A 10,056-nucleotide genomic window follows, 5' to 3' on the forward strand; every position below is an offset into this window, starting at 1 on the left:
GCGGTCGGGAGGGGGCCCGCCGCCGTTCTGCGTCAGCTGCCGTTCCGGTCGGCCTGGCGCTCCGCGGCGAAGTGGCAGGCCGAGTCGTGCCGGGCCCGGTCCTCCAGCCACTCCCGGATGGCGAGTTCCGGCACGTCGCGCGCGCACTTCTCCTCGGCCTTCCAGCAGCGGGTACGGAAGCGGCACCCGGACGGCGGGTTGGCCGGCGAGGGCACGTCGCCGGTGAGCACGATCCGGTCCCGGTCCTCGCGCACCGTCGGGTCCGGCACCGGCACCGCGGAGAGCAGCGCCTGGGTGTACGGGTGGGTGGCGTGGTCGTAGATCTCCTCGTCGGTGCCGATCTCGACCATCCGGCCGAGGTACATCACGCCGACCCGGTCGGAGATGTGCCGCACGATCGAGAGGTCGTGGGCGATGAACATGTACGACAGGTTGAACTCGTTCTGCAGCTGCTCCAGCAGGTTGATCACCTGGGCCTGGACGGAGACGTCGAGGGCGGAGACCGGCTCGTCGCAGATGATCACCTCGGGCTTGAGCGCGAGGCCGCGGGCGATGCCGATGCGCTGGCGCTGGCCGCCGGAGAACTGGTGCGGGTACCGGTTGATGTACTCCGGGTTCAGGCCCACCACGTCGAGGAGGTCCTGGACCGCCTTGCGGCGGTCGCCCTTGGGCGCCACCTCCGGGTGGATCTCGAACGGCTCCCCGATGATGTCGCCGACCGTCATCCGCGGGTTCAGCGAGGTGTACGGGTCCTGGAACACCATCTGGATGTTGCGGCGCACCGCCTTCAGCGCCGAACCGGACAGCCGGGAGATCTCCTCCCCCTTGAACCGGACCGATCCGCTGGTGGCCGGCTCCAGGTTCATCAGGACCTTGGCCAGCGTCGACTTGCCGCAGCCGGACTCGCCGACGATGCCCAGCGTCTCGCCCTGCATGAGGTCGAAGGAGACCCCGTCGACGGCCTTGACCGAGCCGACCTGCTTCTTGACGATGATGCCCCGGGTCAGCGGGAAGTGCTTGACCAGGTCGCGCACCTCCAGGATGGGCTCGCCGCGCGGCACCGGGTGGGCGAAGGCGACCTCCTCGGGCAGCGCGGCGTCCACCGCACCCGTCCCGTCAGACGTCATGGACGGTCTCCTTCCAGAAGAAGCAGGCACTGCCCCGTCCCGGGACGGGCGTCCCGTCGTCCTCGGTGACGTCGAACAGCGCGGGGACCTCCTGCCGGCAGATGTCCTGGGCCCGCGGGCAGCGCGGATTGAACGCGCAGCCCGTGGGGATCCGCAGCAGGTTGGGCGGCAGGCCCTTGATCGCGTAGAGCTCCTGGCCCTTCTGGTCCAGGCGCGGGATGGAGTCCAGCAGCCCCCGGCTGTAGGGGTGCGCCGGGCTCTTGTAGAGGTGCTCGACCGGCGCGGTCTCGACGATCCGGCCGGCGTACATCACGGCGATCTTGTCCGCGACGTCGGCGACCACGCCGAGGTCGTGGGTGATCAGGATCAGGCCCATGTTGTACTCGGCCTGGAGCTCGGCCAGCAGGTCCATCACCTGCGCCTGGACGGTGACGTCCAGGGCGGTGGTGGGCTCGTCCGCGATGATCAGGTCCGGCTCCAGGGCCAGCGCCATGGCGATCATGATGCGCTGGCGCATGCCGCCGGAGAACTGGTGCGGGTAGTCGTTCACCCGCTCCTTGGCGGCCGGGATGCGGACCCGCTCCATCAGCTCGATCGCCTTGGCCCTGGCGTCCTTCTTGGAGGCGCCGCGGTGCACCCGGAACATCTCGCCGAGCTGGGCGCCGACGGTGTGCACGGGGTTCAGCGAGGACAGCGCGTCCTGGAAGATCATCGCCATCTGCTCGCCGCGGATCTTCCGCCGCTCCTCGCCGCTGAGCTTCAGCAGGTCGCGGCCCTTGAAGAGGATCTCGCCGCCGGTGATGTGCCCGGGCGGGGTGTCCAGGATGCCCATGATCGCCTGGGCGGTGACCGACTTGCCGGAACCCGACTCGCCGAGCACGGCGAGCGTCTCACCGGCGGCGACCGAGTAGTCGACGCCGTTGACGGCCTTGGCGACGCCTTCCCTGGTCCGGAACTCGACGTGCAGGTCGCGCACGTCGAGCAGAGTGCCGGCCGGACCGGTGGTGCGGGCGTCCTGCGGGTCGATCCGGATGGCGCTCTCGTCGCTGTTCATGCCGTCGTCCATGGTTGGTGGGGGCCCCTCTCAGCGCAGCTTGGGGTCGAGAGCGTCGCGGACCGCGTCGCCGAGCATGATGAACGCCAGGACGGTGAGGCTCAGCGCACCGGCCGGGTAGAGGAGCATGTGCGGGGCGTTGCGGAAGGTGGCCGAGGCCGAGGAGATGTCGATGCCCCAGGAGACCGTCGGCGGCTTCAGGCCGACGCCGAGGAAGCTCAGGGTGGCCTCCAGGGCGATGTAGGTGCCCAGCGCGATGGTGGCGACGACGATGATCGGCGCGACCGCGTTGGGCAGGATGTGCCGCAGCATCAGCCGGGAGTTGCTGGCCCCGAGCGCCCTGGCCGCGGTCACGTAGTCCTGCTGTTTGGCGGTGATCACGGCGCCGCGGCCGATGCGGGCGATCTGCGGCCAGCCGAGCACCACGATGAACGCCACCACGATCCAGATCGACCGGCTGGGGATGACGGAGAGGAAGACCAGGCCGCCGAGGAGGATCGGGATGCCGAAGAAGATGTCGGCGACGCGGGAGATCACCGAGTCGGACCAGCCGCCGAGGAAGCCGGCGAGGCCGCCCAGCACGGTGCCGACCAGCGCGGCGCCGAGGGTGGCGCAGACGCCGACGGTGATCGAGGCCCGGGCTCCGTAGATCGTCCGGGAGTACACGTCGCAGCCCTGCCCGTCGAAGCCGAACGGGTGCCCGGACTCCGGCCCCTGCTGGGACTTGGACAGGTCGCACTGCAGCGGGTCCGTCGAGGTGAACAGGCCGGGCCAGATCGCCACGATGACGAGGAAGACGATCAGCAGCCCCGAGATGATGAAGATGGGGTTGCGGCGCAGGTCCCGCCAGGCGTCCTGCCAGAGGCTGCGGGGCTGGACCCGCTCGTCCGCGGCGGCGATGCCCGGCTCGTCCTCGAGTCGCTCGTTCTTGATTAAAGTCTGCGCTTCCATCGTGCCGAGGTCGAAGGTCCGGCTCTCGACGGCGCTCTGGATCTCCTCCTCCTCGGTGCCGGCGTCGGCGAGCGGGTCCGCCTTGTTGTACTTCTCCTGGTCAGGCATAACGGATCCTCGGGTCCAGGACCGCGTAGAGCAGGTCGACGAGCAGGTTGGCCACCAGGTAGATGATGATCAGGACGGTGACGAAGCCGACCACCGTCGCCGTGTTCTGGCGGACGATGCCCTGGTAGAGGTAGTAGCCGACGCCGTGGATGTTGAAGATCCGCTCGGTGACCAGGGCGCCGCCCATGAGGGCGCCGAGGTCGGCGCCGAGGAAGGTGACGACCGGGATCAGCGAGTTGCGCAGCAGGTGGTTGATGGTCACCCGGCGGCGTGGCAGGCCCTTGGCGACGGCGGTGCGCACGTAGTCGGCCTTGGAGTTCTCGGCGACGGTCGTCCGGGTGAGCCGGGCGACGTACGCGAGGGAGACCGAGGCCAGCACGATGCCGGGCAGCAGCAGCGAGTTGAGGGTGAGGTTGTCGCCGGCGGTGGCCGGCAGCACGCCCCACTTCACGCCGAAGAAGTACTGGAGCACGTAGCCGGTGACGAAGGTCGGGATCGAGATGACGATCAGGGTGAAGACCAGCACCGTGTTGTCCGACCAGCCGCCCCGGCGCAGGCCGCTGATCAGCCCGAAGCCGACCCCGAAGATCACCTCGATGGTGAAGGCCACTGCCGTCAGCTTGATCGTCGCCGGGTAGGCGGTGGCGAGCAGGGACGTGACGGACTGTCCGTTGAAGGTGGTGCCGAAGTCCCAGCGGAACAGGTTGCCCATGTAGATCAGGTACTGGAGCCACAGGGGGTCGTTCAGGTTGTACTGCTCACGGATCTGCTGGGCGATGACCGGGTCCGGGGCCTTGTCGCCGAAGAGAGCGTTCACCGGGTCGCCGAGCGCGTGGACCATGACGAAGATCAGGAACGTGCTCCCGAGGAACACCGGGATCATCTGGAGCAGCCGTCTGATGACGTAGCGTCCCATGCGAACCTCCAGTGGGCCGCCGCCCGGCCGGTTACTTGACGGTGATCTGGTCGTAGACCGGGACGCTGAAGGGGTTGAGCAGGACGTTGCTGACCTTGGAGGACCAGCCGACGGTGCCGTTCTGGTACCAGAGCGGGATGGCGGGCAGGTCGGGGATGAGCAGCTTCTGCGCGTCCTGGAACTGGCCGATCGCGGCGGACGTGTCGGGGTTGGCGTTGGCCTGGTTGACCAGGCTGTCGAACTGCGGGTTGCTGTAGCCGGAGTCGTTGGACGAGGCGCCGGTGAAGTACAGCGGCTGCAGGAAGTCCTGGATCAGCGGGTAGTCCATCTGCCAGCCGGTGCGGAAGGCGCTGGTCATCTTCTTGGTGGTGACCTGGTTGCGGAAGTCGGCGAAGGTGCCGATCGGGTTGCCGACGCAGGCCTTGGTGTTGCCGAGCGCGTTGTTGATGCTGTTGCAGACCGCGTCGACCCACTCCTTGTGCGGGCCGTCCGCGTTGTAGGAGATGGTGAGCTGGCCGCCGGGGATGCCGCCGCCCTGCTGGATCAGCTGCTTGGCCTTGGTCGGGTTGTAGGTGCAGGTCTCACCGCACAGACCCTCCTTGTAGCCGCCCGCCGTCCCCAGCACCGGCGAGGTCCAGTCGGTGGCGGGGGTACGGGTGTTGGTGAAGACCACCTTGGTGATGGTGGGCCGGTCGATCGCCATCGAGATGCCCTGGCGGACGAGCTTGGCGTTGGCGGTGTTCCAGGCCGGGTCGTACAGCGGGAACGAGATGGTCTGGATGATGCCGGCCGGGGTGTTGAGGAAGCGGCCGTTGAGGTCGGAGTCGACGGTCTTCAGGGCGCTGTTGGGCAGGCCGTTGTTGACGTCGAGGTTGCCCGCGAGGAGGTCCGCGTAGGCCGCGTTGGTGTCGGTGTAGACCTTGAGGTCGATGCCGCCGTTCTTGGCCTTGTTGGTGCCGCTGTAGCCGGTGAACGGCCGCAGCTCCATCTTCGAGCTCTTGGTCCACGAGGTGATCTCGTACGGGCCGTTGCCGACCGGCTTGTTGAGGTACGCCGCGTGGTCGGAGAAGAAGCTCGCCGGGAGCGGGACGTAGGCGGAGTAGCCGAGCGTCGCGGGCCAGGTGGAGAACTTCTGGGTCAGGGCGACGGTGAAGGTGTTGTCGTCCACGACCTTGAGGCCGGACATGGTCTGCGCGGTCGGGTTGCCGGACGCCGGCGCGACCTGGTCGTAGCCCTGGATGTAGGAGAAGAAGCTGCTGTTCAGCTGCTTGTTGGTGGACAGGGCGCCGTAGTTCCAGGCGTCCACGTAGGACTTGGCGGTGACCGTGGTGCCGTCGCTGAACTTCCAGCCGGGCTTCAGCTTGACCGTCCAGGTCTGCTGGTCGCTGGAGGTGATCGAGTCGGCGTTGGCGTTGCTGGGGGCGCTCGTCTTGGGATCGTAGGACACGAGACCGGTGAAGATCATGTTGAGGACGGCGCCGCCGTTGACCTCGTTGGTGTTCGCCGGCTCCAGCGGGTTCTGCGGGTCTCCCCACCAGGCGGTGACGACTCCGCCACCGGTCCCGCTCGCGCCGCTGCTGCCCCCTCCGCCCCCACTACTGCCGCAGCCCGTGGCCACGAGGGCCACGCTCGTCGCGATGACCACGGCCCAGCGCACTCGGGTGCCTGCAGGCATGGGGCTTCCTCCTCAGGGTGTAGGACTCATCACACCCCATCGAAGGAGCGGTCCAGCGGTGGCGCGAGCTGGATACCGCCGGATGGGTGCCGGATACGCCGCAGGGCCCGCGGTGCGGTGCACCACGGGCCCTGCGGGCACGTCCCGAGCAGGTCAGGAAGCGGTCACGGGCTCCCGGACCTCGGCGAAGTGGCAGGCCGACTCGTGCTTGGCCGGGCCCTCGCCGACGGCCGGCACCGCGAGCAGCGGCACCTCGGTGGAGCAGCGCTCCTCGGCCTTCCAGCAGCGGGTGCGGAAGCGGCACCCGGACGGCGGGTTGGCCGGCGACGGGATGTCACCGGAGAGGATGATCCGCTCGCGCCCCTCCCGGCCCGCGGGGTCGGGCACCGGCACGGCGGAGAGCAGCGCCTGGGTGTACGGGTGGGTGGCGTGCTCGTAGATCTCCTCGTCGGTGCCGATCTCGACCATCCGGCCGAGGTACATCACGCCGACCCGGTCGGAGATGTGCCGCACGATCGAGAGGTCGTGGGCGATGAACATGTAGGAGAGCTCCAGGTCCTTCTGGAGCTGCTCCAGCAGGTTGATCACCTGGGCCTGGACGGAGACGTCGAGGGCGGAGACCGGCTCGTCGCAGATGATCACCTCGGGCCTGAGCGCGAGGCCGCGGGCGATGCCGATGCGCTGGCGCTGGCCGCCGGAGAACTGGTGCGGGTACCGGTTGATGTACTCCGGGTTCAGCCCCACCACGTCGAGGAGGTCCTGGACCGCCTTGCGGCGGTCGCCCTTGGGCGCCACCTCCGGGTGGATCTCGAACGGCTCCCCGATGATGTCGCCGACCGTCATCCGCGGGTTCAGCGAGGTGTACGGGTCCTGGAACACCATCTGGATGTTGCGGCGCACCGCCTTCAGCGCCGAACCGGACAGCTTGGAGATGTCCTCGCCCTTGTAGAGCACCTGGCCGGAGGTGGCCCGCTCCAGGTTCATCAGGACCTTGGCCAGCGTCGACTTGCCGCAGCCGGACTCGCCGACGATGCCCAGCGTCTCGCCCTTGTGCAGGGTGAAGGAGATGCCGTCGACGGCCTTGACCGCGCCGACCTGCTTCTTGAAGAGGATGCCCTGGCTCAGCGGGTAGTGCTTGACCAGGTCGCGCACCTCCAGGATCGGCTCAGCCATGGAGGGTCTCCTTCCAGAGGTGGCAGGCGCTGCGGCGGCCGGCGAGCTCGGCGCCTTCCTTGTCGAGCACCTGGTGCAGCGCCGGGATCTCGGTGCGGCAGAGGTCGGTGGCCGCGTCGCAGCGCGGGTTGAACGCGCAGCCGGCCGGGACCTTGTACAGGTTCGGCGGCAGGCCCTTGATCGCGTAGAGCTCCTCGCCCTTCTGGTCGAGGCGCGGGATCGACCGCAGCAGGCCCTTGGTGTAGGGGTGCGCCGGCCGGGCGTACAGCTCGTGGACGGGGGCGGTCTCGACGATCCGGCCGGCGTACATCACGGCGATCTTGTCCGCGACGTCGGCGACCACGCCGAGGTCGTGGGTGATCAGGATCAGGCCCATGTTGTACTCGGCCTGGAGCTCGGCGAGCAGGTCCATCACCTGCGCCTGGACGGTGACGTCCAGGGCGGTGGTGGGCTCGTCCGCGATGATCAGGTCGGGCTGCAGGGCCAGCGCCATGGCGATCATGATGCGCTGGCGCATGCCGCCGGAGAACTGGTGCGGGTAGTCGTCGACGCGCTGGGCGGCGGCCGGGATGCGGACCCGGTCCATCAGCTCGATCGCCTTGGCCTTGGCCGCCTTCTTGGAGGCGCCCTCGTGCACCCGGAACATCTCGCCGAGCTGGTAGCCCACCGAGAGCACGGGGTTGAGCGAGGACAGCGCGTCCTGGAAGATCATGGCGATCTTCCGGCCGCGGATCTTCCGGCGCTCCTCGTTGGACATGGTCAGCATGTCCTGGCCGCGGTAGAGGATCTCGCCGGCGGTGACCCGGCCGGGGGGCATGTCGAGGATGCCCATGATCGTCTGCGCGGTGACGGACTTGCCGGAGCCGGACTCGCCGAGCACGGCGAGCGTCTCACCGGCGGCGACCGAGTAGTTGACGCCGTTGACGGCCTTGGCGACGCCGTCCCGGGTCTTGAACTCGACGTGCAGGTCGCGGACCTCGAGCAGCGGGGTGCCGGGGGTGAGCCGGCCGGCCGGCTCTGCCTTCTCGATGACGGTGGTCATGGTGCTCTCCGCCTCTCAGCGCAGCTTCGGGTCGAGGGCGTCGCGCACCGCGTCGCCGAGCATGATGAAGGCCAGCACGGTGAGGCTCAGCATGCCCGCGGGGAAGAACAGCGCGAACGGCGCGGTACGGATCACCTTCTGGGCCGAGTTGATGTCGATGCCCCAGGAGATGGTCGGGTCCTGCAGGCCGATGCCGAGGAAGCTCAGCGTGGCCTCGGTGGCGATGTAGCCGCCCAGCGCGATGGTGGCGACCACGATCACCGGGGCGACCGCGTTCGGCAGGATGTGCCGGAACATGATCCGCACGGTGCCGGCGCCGAGCGCCTTGGCCGCGGTCACGAAGTCGGCCTGCTTGACCGTCACCACCGAACCGCGCATGACGCGGGCCATCTGGGTCCAGCCGAGGAAGGTCAGGGCGAAGACCACGCTCCACACCGTGCGCACCGCAAAGGCGTTCAGCACGACCAGCGCGCCGAGCAGCAGCGGGATGCCGAAGAACACGTCGGTGAGCCGCGACAGCAGGGTGTCGACCCAGCCGCCGAAGTAGCCGGCCACCATGCCGACGATGCCGCCGACGACGGTCACCGCGACGGTGACGAGCACGCCGACGGTGATCGAGGCGCGGGCGCCGAAGACCATCCGGGCGTAGATCGAGCGGCCCTGGCCGTCGTAGCCGAACCAGTCGGCCTGGAAGAGGTGGCCGTAGTTCGGCGGCGTCAGGTAGTGGTTGCGCAGGTCGCCGGCGCGCGGGTCCACGGAGGTGAACAGCCCGGGGGCGATCGCCATCACCAGGAGCAGCAGGATCAGCGCGGCCGAGATCAGGAAGATCGGCTTGCGGCGCAGGTCGTCCCAGGCGTCCTTGCCGAGGCTGCGGGCCTTCTCGGGCTTGGCGGCCGGGGCGGCGCTCTCGCCGCGCTGGGCCGGGATGTCGGTCTTCTCGATCAGGTCAGGCATACCGGATCCTCGGGTCCAGGACCGCGTAGAGCAGGTCGACGATGAGGCTGGCGCCGAGGTACACCAGCACCAGGACCACCACGAATCCGGAGACCGTGGCGCCTTCCTTCTGGTTGATGGCGTGGAAGAGCGCGTTGCCGACGCCCTTCACGTTGAAGATGCCCTCGGTGACGATCGCTCCGCCCATCAGCGCTCCCAGGTCGGTACCGAGGAAGGTGACGACCGGGATCATCGAGTTGCGCAGCAGGTGGGTGCCGATGACGCGGCGCCGCGGCAGGCCCTTGGCGACGGCCGTGCGGATGTAGTCGGCCTTGATGTTCTCCACGATGGAGGTGCGGGTGAGCCGCGCGACGTAGGCCAGCGACAGCGAACCGAGCACGACCGCCGGCAGGATCAGCTGGTTCACGGACATCGAGTCCTGAACGGTGGGGGTGACCCACTTCAGCTGCACGGCGAAGAGGTTCTGGAACACGAAGCCCAGCACCGGCACCGGGATCGAGATGAGCAGCAGCGTCAGGACGAGCGTGCTGCGGTCGGCCAGCTTGCCGCGCTTGAGGCCGGACAGCAGGCCGATCGCGACACCGAGGACGAGCTCGATGCCGAAGGCCATCAGGGCCAGCCGGATGGTGACCGGCATCGCCTCGGAGATCACGTCGGTGACCTTGCGGCCGGACAGCGTCTCGCCGAAGTCCCCGGTGAACAGGCCCTTCATGTACTCCCAGTACTGCTGGTACCACGGGAGATCGAGGTGGAACTTGTGCTTGAGGGACGCGAGCTGGGCCGGGTCCGGCTGCTTGTCGCCCCACATCGCCCGGATCGGGTCGCCCGGCAGCAGGTGCACCATCACGAAGATGAGGAGCGTGGTGCCGAGGAAGACCGGGATCATCTGGAGCAGTCGCCGTGCGACGTAACGCCCCATCATGCCTCCATTGCGTGGTCGGCGTGGAAGCGGCCGGCGCCGGCGCCTCCTTCGTGGGGAGGGTCCGGTCCCGGCCGCTACCCCGGGGTACTTGGTGCGCGGGGGGGGGCGGGGGCGGGGGCCCCCCGCGCGCGGCG

Annotated in this window: 9 protein-coding genes; all 9 read right to left on the minus strand. The window is 68.8% G+C overall.

From position 1 onward, the window contains the following. Window positions 1-32: 32 nt before the first annotated feature. Window positions 33-1,127 (minus strand): ABC transporter ATP-binding protein, encoded by a 1,095-nt coding sequence (locus ACFV0G_RS22915; RefSeq protein WP_380550874.1) that lies wholly within the window; start codon window positions 1,125-1,127, stop codon window positions 33-35. Further along, the gene (locus tag ACFV0G_RS22920) at window positions 1,117-2,181 is read right to left on the minus strand and encodes an ABC transporter ATP-binding protein (RefSeq protein ID WP_380550877.1); all 1,065 of its coding nucleotides are present in this window, start codon (window positions 2,179-2,181) and stop codon (window positions 1,117-1,119) included. The genes ACFV0G_RS22915 and ACFV0G_RS22920 overlap by 11 nt, the downstream gene beginning before the upstream one ends. 30 nt (window positions 2,182-2,211) lie before the next feature. Further along, the gene (locus ACFV0G_RS22925) at window positions 2,212-3,240 is read right to left on the minus strand and encodes an ABC transporter permease (protein ID WP_380550880.1); all 1,029 of its coding nucleotides are present in this window, start codon (window positions 3,238-3,240) and stop codon (window positions 2,212-2,214) included. After that, window positions 3,233-4,156: an ABC transporter permease gene (locus ACFV0G_RS22930; RefSeq protein ID WP_380550883.1), complete on the minus strand. Its 924-nt coding sequence runs from the start codon at window positions 4,154-4,156 to the stop codon at window positions 3,233-3,235. The genes ACFV0G_RS22925 and ACFV0G_RS22930 overlap by 8 nt, the downstream gene beginning before the upstream one ends. Before the next feature lie 31 nt (window positions 4,157-4,187). Then, on the minus strand, window positions 4,188-5,831 hold the full coding sequence (locus ACFV0G_RS22935) for an ABC transporter substrate-binding protein (RefSeq protein ID WP_380550886.1): 1,644 nt from the start codon (window positions 5,829-5,831) through the stop codon (window positions 4,188-4,190). Window positions 5,832-5,984: 153 nt separating this feature from the next. Then, entirely contained in the window at window positions 5,985-7,004 is a 1,020-nt protein-coding gene (locus ACFV0G_RS22940) for an ABC transporter ATP-binding protein (RefSeq protein ID WP_380550889.1), read from the minus strand. Continuing rightward, entirely contained in the window at window positions 6,997-8,046 is a 1,050-nt protein-coding gene (locus tag ACFV0G_RS22945) for an ABC transporter ATP-binding protein (protein WP_380550892.1), read from the minus strand. The genes ACFV0G_RS22940 and ACFV0G_RS22945 overlap by 8 nt, the downstream gene beginning before the upstream one ends. 15 nt (window positions 8,047-8,061) lie before the next feature. Continuing rightward, a complete protein-coding gene (locus tag ACFV0G_RS22950) occupies window positions 8,062-9,000 on the minus strand; it encodes an ABC transporter permease (protein WP_380550895.1) in 939 nt (312 codons plus the stop codon). Further along, window positions 8,993-9,919, minus strand: coding sequence for an ABC transporter permease (locus tag ACFV0G_RS22955; RefSeq protein ID WP_380550898.1), 927 nt, complete (start codon window positions 9,917-9,919; stop codon window positions 8,993-8,995). Before ACFV0G_RS22955 ends, ACFV0G_RS22950 begins: the two co-directional genes overlap by 8 nt. Window positions 9,920-10,056: the final 137 nt, after the last annotated feature.

The sequence above is a fragment of the Kitasatospora sp. NPDC059571 genome, from assembly GCF_042735675.1.
Classification (GTDB): domain Bacteria; phylum Actinomycetota; class Actinomycetes; order Streptomycetales; family Streptomycetaceae; genus Kitasatospora.